Genomic DNA, 22737 nt, shown 5'->3' with positions numbered 1-22737 from the left:
TCCGTTTCGAATCAGGCGTCCAGATCGGGAATCAGTCTACTTTCCAGACGGGCGATGTGATCCTTCAGCAGCAGCTTGCGCTTCTTGAGTCGGGTGAGCTGCAGCTCGTCGCGGCCGAGCGAGTCGGCCAGGTGCTCGATGGCAACGTCGAGATCGCGGTGCTCGACCCGCAATTCGGCCAGCAGATGGGCGATCTCGGCTTGGTCCTGGACCTGCATGGGGGCGGCGGCAGCTAGGAAATAATGCGCAATTGTACCGCCGACGGACCGCGGGCGGTCAGCCGGCTACAATGAGAGGCCGACCCGCTCGATCCTGACCATGTCCGCCCAGCCCGACGCCACCCGCAAGCAGCATTACGAGGCCGCCAAGCTGGCCAAGCGCCTGCGCCACCAGGTGGGCCAGGCCATTGCCGATTTCAACATGATCGAAGACGGCGACAAGGTGATGGTCTGCCTCTCCGGTGGCAAGGACTCCTACACCTTGCTGGATATCCTGCTGTCCCTGCAGGCCAAGGCGCCGGTGCGCTTCGAGCTGATCGCGGTGAACCTGGACCAGAAGCAGCCGGGTTTCCCCGAGCATGTGCTGCCCGAATACCTCACCGGCCGCGGCGTGCCGTTTCATATCATCGAGCAGGACACCTACAGCACGGTCACCCGCGTGATTCCCGAGGGCAAGACCATGTGCAGCCTGTGCTCGCGCCTGCGGCGCGGCGCGCTATACCAGTGGGCGGCCAACAACGGGATCAGCAAGATTGCGCTGGGCCATCATCGCGACGATATCCTCGCCACGTTTTTCCTGAACATGTTCTACCAGGCCCAGCTCAAGGCGATGCCGCCGAAATTGCGCTCGGACGATGGCCGTCACGTGGTGATCCGGCCGTTGGCCTATAGTCGGGAAAGCGATATCGCCGAGTACGCGACGCAGCAGCAATTTCCGATCATTCCGTGCAATCTTTGCGGTTCGCAGGAAAATCTCCAGCGCAAGGCGGTTCGGCGCATGCTGGAGGACTGGGAAAAGCAGCAGCCAGGGCGTAGCGAGAATATTTTTCGTGCACTGGGGCAGGTATCGCCCTCCCAGCTGGCTGATCGCAATCTGTTCGACTTCGCCGCGCTCGGCGCGCGCGAAGGTAGTGCCCGCGCCGATGCGCGTCAGTGGCTTGCCGGTTCGCCGCCGGACGAGCCGTGAACCCCTCAACCTACATAGTCGAGTAGCGCCGTGTCTCTTTTTGCATCCGTTGAAATGATCCCGGGCGATCCGATCCTGGGACTCTCCGAGGCCTATGTGGCCGACGCCCGTCCGGGTAAGGTCAACCTGGGCGTGGGCATTTATTACGACGAACAGGGCCGTATCCCGGTGATGCGCGCCGTGCGCGATGTCGAGCAGGCGCTGGCGCGGGAAGCCAAGCCCCGCGGCTACCTGCCGATCGACGGCATGCCGGCCTATAACCAGGCGACGCAGAAGCTGGTGTTTGGCGCGGAGTCGCCGCTGCTGGCGGCCGGTCGCGTGGCCACCTCGCAGACCATTGGCGGTAGCGGCGCGCTGCGTATCGGCGCCGATCTGCTCAAGCATGTGCTGCCGAACGCGAAGGTCGCCCTGAGCAACCCGAGCTGGGAAAACCATCGGCTGGTGTTCAGCTCGGCTGGCTTCGAGGTGGTCAATTACGCCTATTACGACGCCGAGACGCATGGCCTGGACTTCGCCGGCATGCTGGCCGACCTGGGCAAGCTGGAGCCGGGCAGCATCGTGCTGCTGCACGCCTGCTGCCACAACCCGACCGGCGTGGACCCGACCCTCGAGCAGTGGAAGCAGGTGGTCGCCCTGGTGAAGGAGCGTGGCCTGATGCCGTTCATCGACATGGCTTACCAGGGCTTCGACAAGGGCATCGAGACCGATGCGATGGCCGTGCGCCTGTTCGCCGAGTCGGGCATCGAGTCGTTCGTGGTGGCCAACTCGTACTCCAAGTCGTTCTCGCTGTATGGCGAGCGCGTGGGTGCGCTGTCGATCGTCGGCAAGGGCCGCGAGGAAGCGTTGCGCGTGCAGTCGCTGGTCAAGCGTACGATCCGCTCCAACTATTCCAGCCCGGCCACGCATGGCGGCGCCCTGGTCGCCGGCGTGCTCAACAGCGCCGAGCTGCGTGCGGTGTGGGAGCAGGAGCTGGGCGAGATGCGCGAGCGCATCCACGGCATGCGTGCCGGCATGGTGGAGAAGCTGGCCGCGGCGGGCGAGCCGCAGTACGGCTTTATCCAGCAGCAGGCGGGCATGTTCTCGTACTCGGGCCTGAGCAAGGCCCAGGTCGATCGCCTGCGCGAGGAGTACGCCATCTACGCCGTCGGTACGGGGCGCATCTGCGTGGCCGCGTTGAACCGGGCGAACCTTGATACGGTGGTGAACGCCGTCGCTGCCGTTAGCCGCTGAGCCTCGAATTACCTCACCGTCATCCCAGCGAAGGCTGGGATCCAGTGCCTTGTGCGCACGACCAAAGACGCTGGATCCCAGCTTGACCAGCCATTCGGCTGTTAAGAACCGCTGGGATGATGGCCTAAGAACGGATACCGAATGTTTTTTCGCAACCTCACGCTGTTCCGCTTTTCCTCCGCCGTTGCCGAAGACCTGAAGCGCCTGGACGAGGCGCTGCCCGAGCATCGCCTGCGTCCCTGCGGTCCGCTGGAAATGGGCACCAAGGGCTTTGTGCCGCCGGTGGGTCGCGGCGAAGAGGCGGCGCTGACCCACGTGGTCAACGCCTGCACCATGGTGACCGTGGGCAGCGAGGACAAGCTGCTGCCAAGCTCGGTGATAAACGACGAACTTCATCGCCGTGTGCAGAAGATCGCCGAAGAAGAAGGCCGTAAGGTGGGTGGTCGTGAGCGCAAGCGCCTCAAGGAGGACGTGCTCAACGATCTGGTGCCGCGCGCCTTTATCCGCAGCTCGCGCATGAAGGCCTATGTCGACCGGAAGCACGGCTGGTTGGTACTGGATACGTCCAGTCGCAAGTCGGCCGAGAACGCCTTGACCCAGATTCGTGAGGCCCTGGGCAGCTTCCCTGCCGTGCCGCTGGCGCCAGAGGAAGGCCCGCGCGTGCTGATGACCGACTGGCTGGCCAACGGCAATCTGCCGGCTGGCCTGAGCCTGGGAGACGAAGTGGAGCTGCGCGATCCGGCCACCGCCACCGGCGCCATCGCCAAGTGCCGCCGCCAGGACCTGGACAGCGAGGAAGTGAAGGAGCACCTGCGCAACGGCAAGCAGGTCTTCCAGCTGGGTCTCATCTTCGATGAGCGCATGAGCTTCGTGCTCGGCGAGGACCTGATCGTGCGCAAGCTGAAGTTCCTCGACGTGGTCCTGGACGAGATGGGCGACAGCCACCAGGACGCCGCCGCCGAGGCTGACGCCAGCTTTGCCCTGCTTACCCTGGAGCTGGAGCGCCTGCTGGGCAAGCTGGAGGAGTGGTTTGGCCTGCCGCGCCCGGCCGAAGGCTGAGCGGACCCGGTGTTAGCCCGGATACCGCCCCGGCCGGGGCGGTTGGTTGTGGGTAAGTCATTATTCTTGTTGAATTTATCGCCATCGTTCCGCGCGGAAGCTGCCGTGCGGCCGCCGGTCCGGTCATGGGCCCGTCTTGCGAAGCCTGCATGCTTCCCCCACATCAGCTAGGGGACACTAGCGGCCGGGACGCCAGGTAGCAGCAGGGCAGGCGGGACATGACGCAGCATCTTGAAGGCGATTGGCTGGAACTGGCGACCGCGAGCGGCAGTACGATCCGCGTGCTCAAGGCCGCGCATCCGCGTGCGCGCCGCTTGCGTCTTACCGTGACGCCGAAGGGTGCGCGTTTGTCGTATCCGCATGGCACGCATCCCGCGCAGGTGTCGGCCTTCCTGCGTCATCACGCCGACTGGCTCGAGCGCAAGCTCGATGAACTGCATCTCATCGTCAAGCCGTTGCCACCGTTGCGCGTCGGCGTGCCCACCGAATTTCCCTTGCGCGGCGAAACCGTGCAACTGGACTGGGCCGAAGGTCCGTACCCGCGCGTCGACGCCAGCGAAGGTGCCATCACCCTGGTGATTCCACGTCCACACACACGCGCCGTACCGGTGGCGCGTGGCCTGCTCGCGTCCTTCTTCGAAGCACAAATGCGCCGCGACGTGTCGCGCTGGCTTGCCGGCTACGTACCGCAACTCGGTCTCGCACCAACCGCCTTGCGCATCCGCGCCATGAAGAGCCTGTGGGGCAGCCTGGATACGCGCGATCGCATCAATCTCGATCTCGCACTGGCGCTGGCGCCGCCCGCTGCACTTCGCTACGTGCTGGCCCACGAGCTCTGTCACCTGAAAGTGCGCAGCCATTCGCCGCGCTTCTGGGTGCAGGTGGAAGGCATTTTTCCTGACTGGCGCGAACAGCGTGACTGGCTGCGCCTCAATGGCGCCTGGCTGAAGACCGAACTCGACCGGCTGATTGCGGACGTTGCCGACTAAGAGTTTGGATCAATCGGTCAAACGAACGCCCAAAGGCGTCTGGGTGTCGGCAAATCGGGTCGGCGGTCCAAGTGCTCGCCATGCCGGGTGCGTGCAGGCACGGTCCACCGCACGCCTCATTGCGTAGCTCCGACTTCGAAGCCGATGGCGAAGTTCTCAAAACTGTCGGTGTCGAGCGCCGGGGCAAGAAAATGACCTTGCGCATGATCGCAACCGATCTTGGTCAGATAGGCCAGGGCCGCGGCATCCTCGACGCCTTCGGCGGTAACCCCATAACCAAGGCGATGCGCGAGCTCCACGATGGAGCGCACGATCATCCGGTCGTCCGCATGCGTGGCGAGCCCCTGCACGAACATCTTGTCGATCTTCAATTCGTGCACCGGCAGCTTTCGCAGATAGGCAAGGGATGACTGGCCCACGCCAAAGTCATCGATGGCGATGCGCAAGCCGAGATCGGCCAGCTCGCGCAGGACCTGAATCGCGATCACCGGTTCGCCGATCACCGCGCTTTCGGTGATCTCCAGTCGCAGTTGCTCGACCTTTACCTTATGCAGGGTGAGCAGATGGGCGACGCGGCGCGGCAGCTCGAGATCGTGCAGATCGCGCGCGGACAGATTGACCGCCACATGCCAGTTCAGCCCCTGCGACGACCAGCGCTGCAGTTGCGATATCGCGGTCGCCAGCACCCAGCGTGTCACGCGATGGATGTTGCCGGTTTCTTCGGCCAGCGTAATGAAGGCATCTGGCGGCACGAAGCCAAGCTTTGGATGCTGCCAACGGATCAGCGCCTCGGCACCGTCGATGGCCTGTTCGCGCAGGCTCATTTTCGGCTGATAGTGCAGCACCACCTCGTTGCGCTCGATGGCGTCGCGCAGGTCGCCCATCAGCGACAGGCGTTCGGGGCGATGCGGATCGCTGGCGGCATCGTAGAAGGCTACGGCTTGCGGCACGCGCAGGGCGGCAAACAAGGCGATCTCGGCCCGTTGCAACAGCTCGCTCGCGCCACGGGCGTGGTCCGGATGCATCGCAATGCCCACGGCCGGCACCGTATCGATTGAAACGTCGGGCTCCTGGTACGGCTTATTCAGCACCTCGAGCAAGTGGAGCGACAGCGCTATGGCCTCGGCCCGGCCCGCATGCGGCAGCCAGATCAGAAACGCGGTATCGGAAGCACGTGCGGCGAAGCCTGCCGTGGCGGTCTGGCGGATGCGCTCGGCCGCATCGCGCATCAGTCGCTCGCTCAGCGCATGCCCCACGGTCTTGATGATCTCGGGAATGCGGGTGAGGCCGACCATCAACAGCGCGCCCTGGTCCTGTTCCTGCAGGCTGCGCTGGATGAATGCTTCCGCCGCGGTACGGTTGGGCAGTTCGGTGGTGGCATCGTGCAGGGACTGAAAGCGGATGCGGTCCTCGCGCTGACGAATCGACTGCGTCATGGTGGAGAACGCCGTGGCCAGCTGGCCCAGTTCGTCCTGGCGTTCGACTGCCGTTGGCGCGCTGTAGTCGCCCTGCTCGATACGCCGCACGGATGCCGCCAGCGCTTCGATCGGCCGGGACACGCCACGCGCGATCAGCCAGGCGCCGAGCAAGCCCAGCACCAGGCCCAGGGCGAGCAGGCCGAGCCAGGTCGAAAGCACCGAATGGTAGGGACGCAGCGCATCATCAAGCGAATAGCCAATCACCGCCTGGATCGGCGCGCTCTCCTGCAGCGGGCTTAGCGGGCGCGCCAGCACCAGATACTCGTGCCGGCCGACCTTTTCGACCGCAGGTTCGGGCGTCAGGGATGACAAGCTGCCCGTCAGGTCGACGCGTGAGTCGCTGCGGGCGACCACATCCCATCGCGATGCCGGCGTCCGCGCCACCAGTTCGATGTCCTTGGGCAGCACCGATAGATGTTGCATGCGCGCCAGGAAGGCGTCGTCGATCGGGATGCCGGCGCCTACCAGGGCCACCGGCTGGGGTGCGTAAATCGGCACCACCACCATCCAGTACGCCTTGCCGTCCAAGGCCACGACGGCCGCCGTGCGCTGGCTGAATGCGCGATCGATCAGGTCCGGAAAGGGGAAGCGCCGTAGCGAAGACGGTCCCTCCAGCGTGTCCACTTGAATGGTCCCGTCCAGGCCCATCATCAGCATGCGCGCGGCACCCACGCGCCGCCCGTGATTGCGCAGCACCGAGAATACGGTGTCCTTGTCGTGCTGCGCGATGGCGGCGCGCAGTGCGTAATCGAGCGCGAGGATCTGCACGCTTTCGGCCACGCGGGCAGACATATCGTCCAGCTGATCGACGAAGGCGTCGGCCGATGCGGTGAGCTGGCGCTTGCCTTCGGCGACGAGCTGGCGGTGGGTGACCTCGGAAACCAACACGGCCGTCAACGCCTGCACGGCCACGATCGTCGTCACGACGAACAGGGCCAGGCGCATGCGGAATCCGATGATGGCCATGTTGCCGGTCAATATCCCAGGTGTTCGCGATCGATCTGCAGGCGCGGATCGGGGATCAAGGACAAGGCCATGGTGATGGGCTCCGGGGACGCATTCCCGTCGATACGGATGGCGCGGACGATGTCGGGGCGCCCAGGGTGCAACTGCGGATGCCATAGATGCAGGGTGTAGTGACCCGCCGTGAGGTGCGGCAACGTGACCTGCCCATCGGGCCCGGACACGGCGATGCTCTCTGCATCGGACACGTACAGGTACGTAATCATGTGATCGTGGATGTTGCAGCCGACCGCGGCGATGCCGGCGTGATCCAGGGTCAGCGCCGGCGAGCTTTCGCCCGGCCGCAACACGAACTCGAACGACTTGATCGGCGAGAACGAGTAGAGGTGATGGCGCGTGGTGTCGCTGTTGCGGAAGACCACGCTGTCGCCGGGCCGGAACACCTGGACGTAGGGCAGAAAGGTCTCGTTCTTCTGGTCGATGATCCGGGTGGCCGCAGCCGCATGCTCATCCGAGGGGGGCTTGGCCGAGTCCGTCGCCGGGTCATCGCGGGTCACCGTGAGCACGGCGTCGCTAACGGGCTTGCCGTCGCCACCGATCACCTTCACGGTCAGATCGCTCGCGGCAGCCGGCCATGCGATCGGCAGCACGAAGGCCATGACTATCATGCGTAGCCAACGCATCGATATTCCCCCTGTATCCCCGCAGGCTAGCCTACAGCACCCGGCGGGTTTGCAACCACAGGGGCTATCCCATCGGCTGATGGGGCGGTCTTGAGGGTGGCGTGGCGGCGGCCGGCGCCACACGGGGCGCCGGGGCCAAGGGCGGCAGGGGCAGGCTGCCTACGGCCGCCGGCCTGGTGTCCTCAATGCGATAGCGCAAACGCAGTCAGGATCCGCGCGGTCTCTTCCGGCTTCTCCAAGATCGGCATGTGGTTGCAGCCGCTCAGCACGCTGGTGCTGATGGCGCTGGCGTTCTTGAGGCCGTTGCGCAGGCTGTCGAGGGCGGAGATATCGACGATCTTGTCGTCGTGGCACCACAGGCCCAGCACCGGCATGGTCAGCTGGTCGAGACGATTCTGCAGGGACAGGTATTGCGAGGGTTCGCGCAATTCGTTGAAGGTGTGTTCGATGAAGGCGCGGTTGGCCTGGTTGCGCTGGACCAATACATCGACGAAACGGCCCGGCATCGAGGGCGGTGTGACGAAGGCCAACGCGGTGGCGCGTTCGAAGCCGGCGCGATCGTCAAACACGAACGGATTCTTGCCGGCCATGGCCGCGCGCGAGAAGTCGTTCTCGTTGGTCTTGAGGCCAAACGAACTGAGCAAGGCCAGCTCGGCCACATGCTCCGGGTGCTCGGCCGCATACACACCGGCGATCGCACCACCCATGGAGTGGCCGATCAGCACGAAGCGCGGCAAGTGCAGCGCTTCGACGAAGGCCTGCAAACGGGAGGCTTGGGCATCGATGTTGTAGCTGGCGCCGTCAACGCGGCTGGATTCGCCCCAGCCCGGCAGGTCCGGCGCAATCACGTGGAAATGCGGCGTCAGCAGTTCGGCCTGCTTGAGCCACACTTCCTTGGTGGCGGCAAAGCCATGCAGCAGCAACAGGGTGGGGCCCTGGCCGCCTTCGAAGTACACCCAGTGGGTGTCGCCCACCTGCACCGAGTGCTCCTCGACGTGGGCCGACATGGCCTGACGCTTGATCTCGGCCGTCATCAGCCATTGCGGCGCGAACAGGTAGGAGCCGCCCAGCCCCACCGCCAGCAGCACGGCGACAAAGGCCAGGAACTTCAGGCGGCGCAGCGCCAGGCGCTGCCACAAGGGGCGCGTGGAGGCCGGGGCCTGCGTGGGCGGGGTAGGTGGCGTCATGGGGCTGCTCGCTGGACGTTGAAGGGCGCGACAATCGATGGCGTCGCCCGCCTCCTTTTGCAAGGAGGCGGGCGCAGGTCTTACTTCTCGGTCTTGTCGCCCTTCTTCGCCTTGGCGAACAAGGTTTGCACCGCCTGCTGGGTCAGCGGGTGATAACCCGACTTGGCCTTGGCGTAGACCTGCTCGGCAAATGCGAGGCCTTCCGGCGTCCTGGCGAAGGCCTTGTACAACGGCATGGTCAGGTACAGGCGGCCGATGCGGCTCATGTGTTCGGCGGCAGCGTTCCACACGTCCTTGTCGCCGGCGGCGATGGCGTGGCTGTACCAGCGCATGCCGATCTCGGCGTTCGGCGTGCCGGTAAGGTGCCAGGTGGCATCGAGCTGCTTGAGCTTGTCGAGCGGCGCCACGTCCGGCAGGCCGTCGAGGAAGTACATCCACTCCTGCGTGTTCCAGCTCTTGGCGTCGAGCTTGTCGGCGGCCAGGGTGCCGGCGAGGAAGGCGGCGCGTTCCTTGTCGATCGCGTCGAAGCGCGGGGAATCCGGCAACGGGGCGTTCTTCGGAATACCCGGGTCGTAGACCCAGGCCTTCACTTCGTCCCAGCTCATCTTGCCCGGGTTCTTGTCGAACAGGTTGGCCTTCAGATAGTCCAGCATCTGCTCGGTGGTGATGCTCTGGAACGCGAAGTGATTGAAGTAGCCCTTCAGGTACTCATCGAAGGTCTCGCGGCCGAAGCGCTGCTCCAGCGTGCGCAGAAACCACGAACCCTTGTCGTAGGGCACCTCGGACAGCGAATCGTCGGCACCGATGCCGCGCGGTTCCGGCGCCAGGCGCTGCGCGTTCGCCGGCATCGCGCCGATGGTCTTCTGCAGGTTGCGCGCCGACAGCAGCGCCTCCTCGTCCGCGAGGGTCTTGCCGTAGACCGCCTCGGTGATGCGGCCCTGCACATAGGTGGTAAAGCCCTCGTTGAGCCAGATGTCGCGCCAGGCGGCGCTGGTCACCAGGTTGCCCGACCACGAATGGGCCAGCTCATGCGAGATCACCGAGACCAGGCTCTTGTCGCCCACCAGCAAGGTCGGCGTGGCAAACGTCATGTTCGGGTTTTCCATGCCGCCGAATGGGAACGACGGCGGCAGCACCAGCAGGTCGTAGCGGTCCCAGGCATACGGTCCGTAGAGCTTCTCGGCAGTGGCGATCAGCTTCTCGGTGTCTTCGAATTCCTTCGCCGCCTTGCCGACCACGCTGGGCTCGGCGTACACGGCCGAGCGCGGGCCGGTTTCCTTGGCCGCGATATCGCCAGCGGCAATCGCCAGCAGGTAGGACGGAATCGGGTGCGGCTGGTTGAAGCTGAAGTTGCCATCGAGCGGATGGTTGGCGTCGTTAATCGCGCTCATCACCACGCGCACATCCTTCGGCGCGGTCACGTTCGCGGTGTAGGTGAAGCGAACCGCCGGCGTATCCTGCAGCGGCACCCACGAGCGGGCGTGGATGGATTCCGACTGCGAGAACATGAAGGGCAACTTCTTGTCGGCAGTCTGTTCCGGCGTCAGCCATTGCAGGCCCGAGGCGGTCGGTACGGTGGAATAGACGATGCGCACCTGGGCCGGCTGCGTTGGCGTGGCGATGGTCAGCTTGCTGCCCAGCTCCTTGTCGCGCGGGGCCAGGGCGAACTTCAGCGCGTTGGCGTGGCCCTTGGCATCGATGCCTTCGATGCTGGCGATCTTCAGGTCGCGCGTGTCCAGCACCAGCGAGGTGGCCTTCGGATTCTTCCACTCCAGCGTCAGCGTGGCCTTGCCGTCCAGCTGTTTCTGCGGGAAGTCGATCTTCAGGTCCAGGTCCAGGTGGGTCACGCGGACCTGGTCGGGCTGGGCAAAGGAATGCGGGTCGGCGGCGAAGGCGCTCAGTGGCAGCACGAGGGCGCCGATGGCAAGAACATGTAACGGGCGCATCGGGGGGACTCCATCAGCAGGAACGCGGAGTATGCCATCGACGGTGTGATGGCCGCGGGGGCCGATGGTCACCCTGGGAGGGCACAGGCCCCTCACCGTTATCCGTACGAAAGCCGGGTCCAGGAAGGCCACAAGCCCCCTCACCGTCATCCCAGCGAAAGCTGGGATCCAGTGCCTTAGATCAAGGGCGGAAGTTGCTGGATGACTCGCTACGCTCGCCCCTTCGGGGCCGCCCTACGGGCGTTCTGCGCGCTTCGCGCTTGTCCAGCTTTGGCTGGGATGACGAGCACGTCCTAGATCCGCGCCACGGCAAGTGACATCAATGCACGGAGCCGGCCGCTGCCGGCGCCGGTCGCTGCAACGAGCTGATGTAGTCGCGCACATCCTGCTTGGACACCACGCCGCGGTGGGCCTTGTCGATCTCGTCGAAATGCGCCTTGATGAACGGCACCTTCTCAGCTTCTTCCCGGGTCAACAGGCCGTCATGGTTCTTGTCGGCAATGTCGAAGTTCTTCATGGCCTTTTGCGCCGTGTTGGCGATGCCGCCGTAGCCCGACTGGGCATGACTGGCTGAAACGGCCAACAGGGTGGCGAGCATGGCAACGGCAAATGGGGTGCGATTCATGGCGATGCTCTCCGGCGACTACTGGGCCCAGTATGTTATCGCGGCCGTGAGCGGTTCGTGCCCGCCCGCCCCAGTGGAGCAGGTGGGCGGACAGGCGTGTCAGGCGGCGCCAAACTCCAGCGCCGCCGTCAGGTCACCGGGCGGGGGCCCACCGGCAGCCACCATGGCCTGCTCGCGCAGGGTCAGGCCGGGCAGCTTTTCCAGGCTGAAGCGGCGGGTCAGGAAGCGGGCGATCGAGCCGGTGTCGTAGATGGTGTGGTCGACATGCCCCTTCTTGGCGAATGGCGACACGATGATGGCGGGGATGCGCGAGCCCGGTCCCCAGCGATCGCCCTTGGGCGGCGCCACGTGGTCCCACCAGCCGCCGTTCTCATCGACGGTGATCACCACCAGCACCTGTTTCCACGCCGGCGATTTCTGCAGCGCGTCGATGATGCGCATGATGTGGCGATCGCCCGCATCCACGTCGGAATAACCGGCGTGCATGTTCAGGTCGCCCTGCGGCTTGTAGAAGCTCACGGCCGGCAGGCGGCCCGCTTCGATATCGGCGATGAAACGATTGTCCGGCGCCGTCTCGCCCACGCCGCCATCGCGCAGGTGTTGCGCGCGCGCCGCGGTGCCGGGAGCCAGACTCTTGAAGTAGTTCAGCGGCTGATGATGGATCTGGAAGTTCGGGCGTTGCGGAAACTGATGCTGGTCGCCATCGCCCTTGCCATCCAGGGCCAGCTGCCAGGCGCCGCCGTACCAGGCCCAGTCGACGCCGGCGGCGGACAGCACGTCGCCAATGTGCTTGTGCGTCTGCGGCGGCACTGTGTTGGGGCTGTCCGGATCGGCCAGGGCCGGGTTGCTGCCTGACTCCGTGGCGCTGGGCGCATACGGCGGCATCATCGTGTTCACGGCCCAGAAATCCGGCGTGAGCGAGCTGCGCGAAGCGAAGCGGGGCGTGCCCTCCATCGCGCTGGCCGGCGAGTCGTTCGCCAGCTTCAGGCGCGCGTCGGTCGGTTCGCCGCTTTCGGTGACGGCAATATTGAAGCGCGCGGGGCTCTGGTCGGCCTGCGGGTAGTACGGCGGTTGTGCCGCCACCAGGTACTGGTGGTTGAGGAAGGAGCCGCCGAAGGCGCCCATGAAGAAGTTGTCGCACAGGGTGAACTGGCGCGCGAGCTGCCACAGGCGCAGGTGGGCCGAACTGTCCCCGTAGTGGCCCATGACCATAGCGCCGGTGTCGCCCCAGGCGACGAAGCCATCGTTCTTGCCGCCGTTGATCTGCAGCTGGTTGTTGTAAAAGCTGTGCACCAGGTCGCGCGTGACCACGCCGTGCGGCAAGGGCTCGCCCTGGCCGGTGCGCAGCGCCCACGGGGCGTTCGGCAGGCCGAGCAGGTCGGCCTGTTTCACTTCGTAGTTGCGGTGGTTCACCGTCTGCGAGTGCGGCACCAGGCCATGCCAGATCGGCGGCAAGGTCTTCAGGATCGAGCCGTCGCGATCGCGCTGCAGAAACTCCTCCGGCCTCAGCGCGCTGAGCGGCTTCTCCACGCCGGGGAAGTTGGCGAACAGGTTGTTGAAGCTGCGGTTCTCCGCGTAGATCACCACCACCTGCTGGATATGCGCGCGCAGCGCCTCATCCAGCGCCGTCGGCGTAGGCTTGCTGGCGGCGGATGCAGCGGCATCCGCCGCCTGGTAACCGCCCAGGGCCAGCGCCGCACCCGTGACCGCCATGCCGCCCAACAGGCGGCGGCGGGACGGGTCGACAGGCTCCTCGGGAGCAGGTGCGTCGGTAGTCGGTGGCGTCTGTTTGGTCACGGCGCTGCGTCTTCGTAGAAGTGGGACAGGTCGACCTTGGTCTGTTCCAGCGACTTCTGGTCCAGGTAGATCATATGGCCGGAAGGATAGAAGCCGTACGAGATGTTCTTCAGCTGCGCCGGTTCCAGGCCCAGGTGGGTCAGATCGAACTCGGTGGCGTAGAACGGGGTGGCCAGGTCGTAGTAGCCGTTCGCCGAGAACACCTTCAGGTGCGGGTTGCGGCGCATGGCATCGCCGAGATCGCTGCCGACGTAGGTGGCCTGGGTCCAGCCGCCGCTGTTCTTGCGCTTCCAGTCCCAGCTCTTGCCGACTACGGCGTAGTTGTTCGGCAGGTAGGGGCGGTCTTCTGTGAACTTCAGTTCGTTGGCGGCGTACTGGTTGAACGTGGCCACATAGGCGCCGGTGATGGCGTCGCTGGCGGTGTCGCCATCGGGCGTCTCGCCGGCGGCATCCGGATCGATGCCGACGAAACGGCCGTCCAGACGTCCCACCGTGCGGCGGTCGTCACGCATCAGTTCCTTGCGGAAGCGGCTGGGGCCGATGCGCAGGTTCGCATCCTTGATGTACTGCGGCGACAGGCCGAGATACTTGCTCAGCTGGTTGGCGACGCGGTCGCGCTCGGCCGGATCGATGGCATCGCCCTTGGCCAGGGCCAGGGTGTAGTCGCCCGAGGCGAAGCGGCGCACCTCGGCCAGGAACGCACCGATATCGGCCGGCTTGTTCGGCACCTTGTTGTGATACCAGGCGATCGCCGCCTCGGTCGGCAGGTTCACGATATAGCCGTGATCGATGCCGGGCGCGGCGACGGTGAAGTCGAGGATCGACGACATCAGCACGATGCCGTTGAGCTCCATGCCCTTTTCCTGCAGCGACTTCGCCAGCACGGCCGAACGCGTGGTGCCGTAGCTTTCGCCGAACAGGAACTTCGGCGAGTTCCAGCGGTTGTTCTGGCTCACGTAGCGGCTGACGAACTGGGTGAAGGCGGCGGCGTCCTGGTCGACGCCGTAGAAATCCTTGCCCTCGGCCTTGCCTACCAGCTGCGAATAACCGGTACCCGGCGCATCGATGAAGACCAGGTCGGTCTTGTCGAGCAGGCTCTGCTCGTTCGGCACGGTGTGGTACGGCGCCGGCGGGATCGGTTTGTCGCCGTCGTTGGCCACGCGCACCGGGCCGAACGAACCCATGTGCAGCCACATGGAGGACGAACCCGGGCCGCCGTTGTAGAAGAACGTGACCGGGCGCTTGCCGCCCTTGCCGCCATCGGCGGTGTAGGCGACATAGAAGAAGCTCACCGTCGGCTTGCCCTTCTCATCGCGGATCAACATGGTGCCCGCGGTGGCCTTGTAGTCGATCGTTCGGCCGTTGATCTTGACACTGTGCTTGGTGGTTACCGCGCGCTCGGCCGGGATCGGTTGTTCATCCGAGGCGCTCTTGTCGGCCTTGTCCGCGTCTTTCTTGTCGGCCTGCGCCTTGGGCGCGTCCTTGCTGTCGGTGTCGGCCGCGTGCAGCGGCAGGGTGCCCAGGGCCAACACGGTGGCGAGGGCGAGCGAAGTGAGTGCGTAGTGGCGCATGGGGGTCGTCTCCGGTACGGCGCAGGTCAAAGGTGGGTGGTGTTGTCGTAGTAGCGGGACAGGTCGCCCTTGAGCTGCTTCAACGCATCGGTATTGAGGTAAATCATATGCCCCGAGGGGTAGTACACGAAGTGCAGGTTGCCGCGTAGGGACGGCTCCAGGTTCATGTGCGACAGGTCGAACTCGGTGATGAAGAACGGCGTGGCGAAGTCGTAATAGCCGTTGACCGACAACACCTGCAGGTTCGGGTTGGTACGCATCGCATGGGCCAGGTCACCGGCGACATACGCCGTCGGCAGCGGGCGCTTGATGCCGGCCGCCTGGTGCTTCCAGTCCCAGTCCTTGCCGATGTCGCTGAAGGTCGGGCGATACTCGAGATCGCTGTGATAGTTCAGCTGGCTGGTGATGTAGTCGTGGAACGCGGTGACGAAGGCGCCGCTTATGCCGGCATCGGAGGCGTCGTAGTCCGGCGTTTCGCCAGCGGCGTCTTCATCCACGCCCTCGAAGCGGGCGTCGTAGCGGCCCAGCGTGCGGCGCTCATTGCGCAGCAGTTCCTTGCGGAAGCGAGATGGCTCCACGCGCAGGTTCGCGTCCTTGATGTAGCTCACCGGCATGCCGGTATAGCTGGCCAGCTGGCGCGCCACCGCATCGGCTTCGGCCGGCGGCAGGTCCTGGCCCTTGGCCAGTGCCGAGGCATACGGTCCACGCGCAAACGCGCGCACCTCGTCGAGGTAGCTCTTCAGGTCGGCCGGCTGGTTGGCGAGCTTGTGGTGATACCAGGCGGCGGCCGCGTAGCTGGGCACGTAGCCGACATACATCTCGTCGTAGCCCGGTATGCGCACGCCGTAATTGAGGATCGAGGACATCAGGATCACGCCGTTGAACGACATGCCCTTGTCCTGCAGCGCATCCACCAGGGCAGCGGAACGCGTGGTGCCGTAGCTTTCGCCGTAAAGGAACTTCGGCGAATTCCAGCGGTTGTTGATGGTGACGTAGCGTTGGATCGCGCGCGAGAACGCGGAGATGTCCTGGTCGACGCCCCAGAAATCCTTGCCCTCGGCCTTGCCGACCGGGCGCGAATAACCGGCACCGACCGCATCGATAAAGACCAGGTCGGTCTTGTCGAGCAGGCTGTCGTTGTTCGGCACCAGCTTGTACGGCGCCGGCGCGGTAGCCTGCGGGCTGGCGGTCTCGATGCGCACCGGCGCGAACGAACCCATGTGCAGCCACATGCTGGAAGAGCCAGGGCCGCCGTTGTAGAGGAAGGTCACCGGCCGCTTTTCGGCCTTGCCGTTGTCGACCGTGTAGGCCACGTAGAACACGCTGGCCTGCGGCTGGCCCTTCTCGTCGCGGATGATCAGGTTGCCGGCCGTGGCGGTATACGCGATCGAATGCCCATTGATGGTGACGCTGTGCTTGGTGCGCACGGCGCTTTCGGTGCTGGGCGCCTGGACGTCTTCGTCCTTTGCGGCGGCGGCCTTGTCGGTGGGGGCATCCTTGGCCAGGAGTGCGGTACAGGGTGACAACACCAGACTGCCGCTCAGCAGCAGGTAGAACAAACGGCGCATGCGAACTCCCGGGGCAACGATTGGATCGATGTAATGTCGTTGGAGTATGCGCATCGCGGTCCGGGTGCGACCGTGACAAAAGTACTGGGTAGGCGCGCGACCAAGGTCGCAGGCTTCGTAATGGCTTGCGACTCCCCTTCCTACTCGTCATCCCAGCGAAAGCTGGGATCCAGCGACTTGTTTTGACTTGCCAACGCCCATTGGAAGGCTAGAGGTACTGGATCCCAGCTTTCGCTGGGATGACGAGTAGGAGAGGTTGCGCGCGAGGCTGGCGTGGCCTCCACTTGCAGGCCTTGGACTGGTCTCAGTCCTGCATCAACGCCCGCCCTGCATTCCACATCGTCCGCGTCAGCGGCCGGTTCTCGTGTGGCGTCTGCAGCACCACCAGGGTGGTTGTGCTGATGCTGGCGTGGATCTTCAGCAGGCGGTCCAGCACGGTTTCCAGATGCGAGATGGACATCGCCACCACGCGCAGCAGAGCCGAGTCCTCACCGGCCAGGCGGCGGCAGTCGAGCACTTCGGGGATATCCGCCACCAGGCTGCCCACGCGGGCGCAAATGCCGCCATCGCAGCGCAGCCGGATCATGGCGTCGATCTCGTAGCCCAGCTTGCGCGGGTTCACCACCGCGCGATAGCCGGTGATGATGCCCGCCTCCTCCAGGCGCTTGACGCGCTCGGCCACGGCCGGCGCGGACAGGCGCACCTTGCGTCCCAGTTCCGCGTAACCGAGGCGAGCATCCTGCTGCAGGGCCTCCAGCAGTTGCCAATCCGTTGCGTCCCAAATCGGTTTCGATTCAAAGGTCAGTGCGTTCATTGGACACTTCGTTCGTTGGCGAAACATCCTCATCGTACGCTGATCCATCATTCAAGCGCACCCGCCCTCCGACTTACGATTTGCACGCTTTCCCACGGAACCTTTCCCCATGCAAACCCCGGAACGCCTGGACGGGCGTGCCCTCAGCTATATCGGCATCGCCCTGCTTACCTGGTCGTCGGCCTATGCCGCGATCGCCTATGCCCTGGCCTCGTTCACCCCCGGCGAAGTGGCGCTGGCGCGCCTGGCCATCGGCTCGCTGTGCTTTGCCGTGCTGCTGCTGGTGAAGCGGGTGCCGTTGCCGGCCCGGCGCGACTGGCCGCAGCTGGCCCTGCTGGGCGTGATCGGCCTGACCGTTTACCACCTCTGCCTCAACACGGCCGAAACCCGCGTTGCCAGCGGCACGGCGGCGATCCTGATTTCGCTGGTGCCGGCCGCCACCGCGGCACTGTCGGCGATCTGGCTGCGCGAACGCCTGTCACCGCGCACCCTGGTCGGACTCGGCGTGGCCCTGGTGGGCGTGGTGATGGTGGTTCTGGCCAGCGGCAAAGACGTGAAGTTCGAGCCAATGGCCGCGCTGGTACTGGTGAGCGTGCTGGCCTCGGCGATCTTCTTCGTGGGACAGAAGCCGCTGTTCGCCCGCAACAGCATGCTGGGTGTCACCGGCTTCACCTTCTTCGCCGGCATGCTGGGCGCGCTGCCGTTCGGCCTGGGCTTGCCGCATGCGCTGGCCGTGGCGCCCGCCTCGCATATCTGGGCCCTGGTGTGGCTGGGCATCGCGCCCACCTTCATCGGCTATGTCACCTGGAACGCGGCGCTGCACCGCGCCTCCGCCTCGCAGGTCAGCAGCTTCATCTACTTCTCGCCGCCGATCGCGGTGCTGATCGGCTGGGTCTGGCTCGGCGAGCGCCCGGGCTGGCTGACCTTGGTCGGTGGCGTGGTGACGGTCGGCGGCGTGGTGCTTGCCAATGCCCGTCGCCGTGCGCCATCGTCCGCCGCACCGGTGACCACGACACCCGTCAAACAACACTGACACGCCATGACCCCGTCGATACCAGCACTCTATATCGCCAACAAGAACTACTCGTCGTGGTCGCTGCGCCCATGGGTATTGCTGAGCGAGCTCGGCATTCCGTTCGAGGAACACCAGGTGGCCTTCGACCAGGGTTCCAACTGGAGCCGCTTCCGCAGCTTCTCGCCGAGCGGTCGCGTGCCCTGCCTGCAGGACGGCGACACCGTGGTATGGGATTCGCTGGCGATCACCGAGTACCTCGCCGAGCGTCATCCGCAAGTGTGGCCGTCCGATGCGGTTGCCCGCACCTGGGCGCGTTGTGCCGCGGCGGAGATGCATTCCGGCTTCGCCACCCTGCGCGACCAGTGCGGCATGAATTGCGGCATACGCGTGCGCTTGCGTGATATCGGGCCGGCGCTGAACGCGGATATCGCCCGCATCAATGAACTCTGGAGCGAAGGCCTGTCGCGCTTCGGTGGCCCCTTCCTCGCCGGCAAGGCATTCACCGCCGTAGATGCGTTCTTTGCCCCCGTGGCGTTCCGCGTGCAGACTTACGGCCTCGCGCTGGATCGCCCTGCCGCGGAGTACGCGCAACGGCTGCTGGCGCTACCGTCCATGCGTCGCTGGTACGACGCGGCACTCGCCGAAACCTGGCGCGACAATGCGCATGAGGAAGAAACGCTGCATTTTGGCGACGTGCTCGAAGACCTGCGTCAAGCCTAGATCGCGGGCCTGGGATATCGCTTCATGCCGTGCCGGCGCGCCTGCCAGCGGCCCACGGCAACCAGCACCAGGCCTACGCAGATAAACGCCAGTAGGACGAAACAGGCGTCGATCAACACCTGCAGATATCCCAGCGTAGGGACGTCCAGGAATGGGTAGGGATACCGGCCATCGCTGGCGCCGCGTAGCAACACGTAGAGAAAATAGGCGGCGGGATAGCTTTGCCAGACCAGTACCTGGGACCAGCGCAGGTCGCTCTTCGCCACGGCCAGCCACCAATAGACCAGGTACAGCACGGGCATGACGTCATGCACGATGACGTCCGCCAATAGCAGCCAGCCCTCGGGGTGCCACAGCCCGCGCAACATCACGTTGTAGATCAGGCCCACGATGGTGATGCTCATCGCCAGGGCCGTTTGCACGCCAGGGCGCAGGAAGAATCGCGTGACCACGCCGCGCGGCCCGATCGCCGTCGCCGTCAGCGCCGCGGCCACCAGCAGATTCGTCAGGATCGTGTAGAAGCCCAGCAACAACCAAAGGCCGGCGAGGACGCCACCGGTCTGGCGAGCTGACATCCAGAACTGCAACACCAGCCCGAACCAGCCGAGCAGGGCGCCTAGCGTGGCAAGTAGGCGATAGGGTTGCGACATTCCAAGTCTCCGTGGCACTGCGCATCATGCCGGGTTAGATGCACTCCTAGGAAGTGGCTCACCGAAGTTTGAAGGTGCTCTTGCCGCCAAGATCCCAGCCCTGGTCCAGAGAGAAATCACGTTGCTAGAATCCCCTTCCGACCTCACCAGATTTCCGGGCGCGGTCAGGGGGAGTCGCATGCAATGTGCGGTTCTGATTGAACCAACAGGGGGAAGGGGATGTTTAATCGAGCTGCAAGTGTGGCCGCCGTGGCCATGCTCCTATCCGGCTGCGTCACCGTCGACAATAAGCCGGTCACCGATAGTGCCGCAAAGGGCTTGGAATCGAAGACATTGACGTCTACCGCCTACGTTACGCCCGATTTTAGTGCGATGACGGCGGGCAAAGCGTCATTCGGCCTATTCGGAGCGATGGCCATGATCCAGGCTGGCAACGATATCGTCAGCCAGAACCAAATTGCGGATCCGGCGATCAAGATCAACAACGATCTGGCTGCGATGTTGGTCGATTCGCACCACATGCATAACGTCGAGAGCCATGGGACGCCGACCAAGTCGGACAAGATCCCGGACCTGATAACCAATTTCCCGCATGCGGACTATCTGCTGGACGTAAAAACGTTGAACTGGAATTTCGCCTATTTCCCGACCAATTGGAGTCACTACCGCGTGTTCTATGCGGCGAGATTGCGCCTCATCGATGAAGCTCACGGGACCGTGGTGGCGGAAACGATGTGCAAGGCGCAGCCTTCGAGTGATGACAACCCGCCAACCAAGGACGAGCTGTTGAGCAATCATGCCGCGCTGCTTAAGCAGTTGCTCGAAAAAGCGGCGAACGATTGCACCAAGGTGCTTGCATCGCAGGTGTTGAAGGTGTGAAGAAAAAGGCGACCATCGCAAGGATGGTCGCCTTTCTTATGACGTTGTGGCGGGCGGTGCGGCGAGACGCCCCATCACGCCGTGCGACTAGAACTTGTAGCCGCGGTGGATTGCCACGATGCCGTTGGTGAGGTTGCGCACGTCGACGCGGCCGAAGCCGGCGCGCTCCATCATGCTCTTCAGCGTTTCCTGGTCCGGATGCTTGCGGATCGACTCGGCGAGGTACTGGTAGCTGTCGGCGTCGCCGGCGAACAGCTGGCCGAGCTTGGGCAGCACCTTGAACGAGTGGAAGTCGTAGAGCTTGCTGAAGACTTCGCTCTGCACGCGCGAGAATTCCAGCACCAGGGCACGGCCACCGGGCTTGAGCACGCGGCAGATATCGGCCAGCGCCTTGTCCTTGTCGGTGACATTGCGCAGGCCGAAGGCCATGGTCACGGCGTCGAAGCTGTTGTCGGGGAACGGCAGCGCCTCGGCATTGAGCTGGGCCCAGCGCAGGCCCGACACCATGCCGCGGTCGGTCAGGCGGTCGCGGCCGACGCCGAGCATGGCGGCGTTGATGTCACCCACCACGATCTCGCCTTCCGTGCCCACCACCGGACGCAGCAGGGCGGCGATGTCGCCGGTGCCGCCAGCGAGGTCGAGCACGCGGTCACCGCGGCGCACGCCGCTGACGCTGACGAAATGGCGCTTCCACAGGCGGTGGACGCCAAACGACATCAGGTCGTTCATCAGGTCATAGCTGCGCGCGACCGAGGTGAATACCTGGCCGACCAGCTTCTGCTTGTCGGCGACAGGCACGTCGCGGAATCCGAAATGGGTGGTGTTGGGCTGCTGATCGCTCATGCGTACATGGTAGCGGATCGGCGCCTCGAGCTCCTTCTCCCCTCCGGGGAGAAGGTTGGGATGAGGGGTGGGTGCTCGCGGTGGCGCCTAAAAGAGCCGGCTCTGATGCGGCCCTTTCGCTAGATTGGCCCCTCACCCCAGCCCTCTCCCCGGAGGGGAGAGGGAGCAAGACGGCGTTACAGCACTTCCTTGCCTTCCTGCTTGTAAACCACGCCATCCTTCATCACGAAGCTGACCTTCTGCATCAGGGTGATGTCATCCAGCGGATTGCCCGGCACGGCGATCACGTCGGCGCGGCGGCCCACCGCGATCTGGCCCAGTTCGTCCTGCTTGTGCAGTAGTTCGGCGGCGTGGGTGGTGGCGGCCTGCAGGGCATACATGGCGGGGATGCCGGCCTGCACCATGTACTGGAATTCCTTGGCGTTCTGGCCGTGCGGGTAGACGGCGGCGTCGGTGCCGAAGGCGATCTTCACGCCGGCCTTGTAGGCCTTGCCCGCGGTGGCCTGGATGATCGGGCCGACCTGCATCGCCTTGGCCGCCACCTGCGGCGGGTAGTAGCCAGGCTTGGCGGCCATTTCCTGCACGTACTTGCCGGCGATGATGGTGGGCACGTACCAGGTGCCGTGCTCCTTCATCAGCTTCATGTCCTCGTCGTTCATGAAGGTGCCGTGTTCGATCGAGTCGACGCCGCCCAGCACGGCGCGACGGATCGCCTCGGCGCCATGCGCATGCGCGGCGACGGTGAAGCCGTAGTCGTGCGCGGCGCTGACCACCGCCTTGATCTCGTCGATGGTCATCTGCGCGTTGTCGGCGCTGCTGCTTTCGTCGAGCACGCCGCCCGAGGGCATGATCTTGAGCAGGTCGACGCCGTCCTTGTAGTGCTGGCGCACTGCCTTATAGGCGTCCTCGGGGCTGTTGATGATGCCGTCCTTGGCGTCCGGGTTGCCGGCCAGGGTCATGCGATAGCCATCGGTGGGGTCGGCGTGGCCGCCGGTGGTGCCAATCGGCTTGCCCGCGGTAAAGATGCGCGGCCCCGGCACGATACCGGCATTGATCGCGTTGCGCAGGGCGATGGATTCGTTGTCGCCGTCACCGACATTGCGCACGGCGGTGAAGCCGGCCAGCAGGGTGCGGCGGGCGTAGACGGTGGAGCGGATGGCGAAATCGGCGGTGTTCCAGCGGAACTGGTCGGTATAGGCGGTGGGGCTGGTCTCGGAGGTCAGGTGCGTGTGCGCGTCGATCAGGCCGGGCATGCAGGTGGCGTCGGCCAGGTTGACCAGGGCGAAGTTGCCGCCCGCGGCTGCCGCTGCATCGCGATAGGGCTTGTCGTCGACGGCGCCGGCACGGATCTCCTTCACGCGGCCACTGTCGATCACCAGCGTGGTCTCGCCGAGCAGCTTGCCGGCCACCGGATCGACCATGCGCGCGCAGTGCAGCACGGTGACGTCGTGGTTGGTATGGATGGCGTCGGCCGCGATGGCGGTGGGCAACGAAAGGGCGGCGGCAATGGCGATGGCGACGCGTGCGGTCATGGT

Annotated in this window: 20 protein-coding genes; 7 read left to right on the top strand and 13 right to left on the bottom strand. The window is 64.9% G+C overall.

The annotated features are described in order from the left end of the window. Positions 1-11: 11 nt before the first annotated feature. The gene (locus OUZ49_RS13575) at positions 12-218 is read right to left on the bottom strand and encodes a YdcH family protein (RefSeq protein WP_266151005.1); all 207 of its coding nucleotides are present in this window, start codon (positions 216-218) and stop codon (positions 12-14) included. A gap of 100 nt (positions 219-318) precedes the next feature. Between OUZ49_RS13575 and ttcA the strand changes: the two genes are divergently transcribed. From ttcA to OUZ49_RS13555, 4 genes are all read left to right on the top strand, one after another. Continuing rightward, positions 319-1185 carry a tRNA 2-thiocytidine(32) synthetase TtcA gene (gene ttcA, locus OUZ49_RS13570; protein ID WP_266151004.1) on the top strand — a complete coding sequence of 289 codons (867 nt, stop codon included), beginning with the start codon at positions 319-321 and terminating at the stop codon, positions 1183-1185. 30 nt (positions 1186-1215) lie between these two features. Beyond that, complete coding sequence (locus OUZ49_RS13565) at positions 1216-2415, top strand: amino acid aminotransferase (RefSeq protein ID WP_266151003.1); 1200 nt, start codon at positions 1216-1218, stop codon at positions 2413-2415. Between the two features lie 141 nt (positions 2416-2556). Continuing rightward, on the top strand, positions 2557-3474 hold the full coding sequence (locus OUZ49_RS13560; protein WP_266151001.1) for a recombination-associated protein RdgC: 918 nt from the start codon (positions 2557-2559) through the stop codon (positions 3472-3474). A 218-nt stretch (positions 3475-3692) separates the two neighbouring features. Beyond that, the gene (locus OUZ49_RS13555) at positions 3693-4463 is read left to right on the top strand and encodes a M48 family metallopeptidase (protein ID WP_266151000.1); all 771 of its coding nucleotides are present in this window, start codon (positions 3693-3695) and stop codon (positions 4461-4463) included. A 116-nt stretch (positions 4464-4579) separates the two neighbouring features. On the opposite strand, the gene OUZ49_RS13550 is transcribed toward OUZ49_RS13555, so the two are convergent. The 9 genes from OUZ49_RS13550 to OUZ49_RS13510 form a co-directional block, all read right to left on the bottom strand. Continuing rightward, positions 4580-6907, bottom strand: coding sequence for a putative bifunctional diguanylate cyclase/phosphodiesterase (locus OUZ49_RS13550; RefSeq protein ID WP_266150999.1), 2328 nt, complete (start codon positions 6905-6907; stop codon positions 4580-4582). An 8-nt stretch (positions 6908-6915) separates the two neighbouring features. Continuing rightward, positions 6916-7587, bottom strand: coding sequence for a cupredoxin domain-containing protein (locus tag OUZ49_RS13545; RefSeq protein ID WP_266150998.1), 672 nt, complete (start codon positions 7585-7587; stop codon positions 6916-6918). Positions 7588-7769: 182 nt separating this feature from the next. Next, positions 7770-8774, bottom strand: coding sequence for an alpha/beta fold hydrolase (locus OUZ49_RS13540; RefSeq protein WP_266150997.1), 1005 nt, complete (start codon positions 8772-8774; stop codon positions 7770-7772). Between the two features lie 80 nt (positions 8775-8854). Beyond that, on the bottom strand, positions 8855-10720 hold the full coding sequence (locus OUZ49_RS13535; RefSeq protein ID WP_266150996.1) for a M1 family metallopeptidase: 1866 nt from the start codon (positions 10718-10720) through the stop codon (positions 8855-8857). A gap of 319 nt (positions 10721-11039) precedes the next feature. Beyond that, complete coding sequence (locus OUZ49_RS13530; protein WP_266150994.1) at positions 11040-11345, bottom strand: EF-hand domain-containing protein; 306 nt, start codon at positions 11343-11345, stop codon at positions 11040-11042. Between the two features lie 99 nt (positions 11346-11444). Further along, positions 11445-13142: an acid phosphatase gene (gene acpA, locus OUZ49_RS13525; protein WP_266150993.1), complete on the bottom strand. Its 1698-nt coding sequence runs from the start codon at positions 13140-13142 to the stop codon at positions 11445-11447. Beyond that, positions 13139-14713 carry a S10 family peptidase gene (locus OUZ49_RS13520; protein WP_266150992.1) on the bottom strand — a complete coding sequence of 525 codons (1575 nt, stop codon included), beginning with the start codon at positions 14711-14713 and terminating at the stop codon, positions 13139-13141. Before OUZ49_RS13520 ends, acpA begins: the two co-directional genes overlap by 4 nt. 26 nt (positions 14714-14739) lie before the next feature. Next, the gene (locus OUZ49_RS13515; protein ID WP_266150991.1) at positions 14740-16281 is read right to left on the bottom strand and encodes a S10 family peptidase; all 1542 of its coding nucleotides are present in this window, start codon (positions 16279-16281) and stop codon (positions 14740-14742) included. Positions 16282-16585: 304 nt separating this feature from the next. After that, positions 16586-17095 (bottom strand): Lrp/AsnC family transcriptional regulator, encoded by a 510-nt coding sequence (locus OUZ49_RS13510; protein WP_266150990.1) that lies wholly within the window; start codon positions 17093-17095, stop codon positions 16586-16588. Positions 17096-17204: 109 nt separating this feature from the next. Here OUZ49_RS13510 and OUZ49_RS13505 point away from each other — a divergent pair, with 109 nt between their 5' ends. Further along, complete coding sequence (locus OUZ49_RS13505; protein ID WP_266150989.1) at positions 17205-18128, top strand: DMT family transporter; 924 nt, start codon at positions 17205-17207, stop codon at positions 18126-18128. 6 nt (positions 18129-18134) lie between these two features. Continuing rightward, on the top strand, positions 18135-18830 hold the full coding sequence (locus tag OUZ49_RS13500) for a glutathione S-transferase family protein (RefSeq protein WP_266150988.1): 696 nt from the start codon (positions 18135-18137) through the stop codon (positions 18828-18830). Here OUZ49_RS13500 and OUZ49_RS13495 read toward each other — a convergent pair. Continuing rightward, positions 18827-19480: a Pr6Pr family membrane protein gene (locus OUZ49_RS13495; protein ID WP_266150987.1), complete on the bottom strand. Its 654-nt coding sequence runs from the start codon at positions 19478-19480 to the stop codon at positions 18827-18829. The two genes, OUZ49_RS13500 and OUZ49_RS13495, sit on opposite strands and share 4 nt — an antisense overlap. Positions 19481-19699: 219 nt before the next feature. Here OUZ49_RS13495 and OUZ49_RS13490 point away from each other — a divergent pair, with 219 nt between their 5' ends. After that, a complete protein-coding gene (locus OUZ49_RS13490) occupies positions 19700-20359 on the top strand; it encodes a hypothetical protein (RefSeq protein WP_266150986.1) in 660 nt (219 codons plus the stop codon). An 87-nt stretch (positions 20360-20446) separates the two neighbouring features. Here the strand turns inward: OUZ49_RS13490 and ubiE are convergent, their stop codons facing one another. Both ubiE and OUZ49_RS13480 read right to left on the bottom strand, forming a co-directional pair. Continuing rightward, positions 20447-21202, bottom strand: a complete 756-nt coding sequence (gene ubiE, locus OUZ49_RS13485) for a bifunctional demethylmenaquinone methyltransferase/2-methoxy-6-polyprenyl-1,4-benzoquinol methylase UbiE (RefSeq protein ID WP_266150985.1) — start codon at positions 21200-21202, stop codon at positions 20447-20449. A gap of 176 nt (positions 21203-21378) precedes the next feature. Further along, complete coding sequence (locus tag OUZ49_RS13480) at positions 21379-22734, bottom strand: metal-dependent hydrolase family protein (RefSeq protein WP_266150984.1); 1356 nt, start codon at positions 22732-22734, stop codon at positions 21379-21381. Between the last annotated feature and the right edge of the window lie 3 nt (positions 22735-22737).

The organism is Dyella halodurans (assembly GCF_026283925.1).
GTDB classification, from domain to species: Bacteria; Pseudomonadota; Gammaproteobacteria; order Xanthomonadales; family Rhodanobacteraceae; genus Dyella; species Dyella halodurans.
The sequence above is the reverse complement of the archived record's forward strand: the minus strand, read 5'-3'. Positions and strand labels throughout refer to the sequence as shown.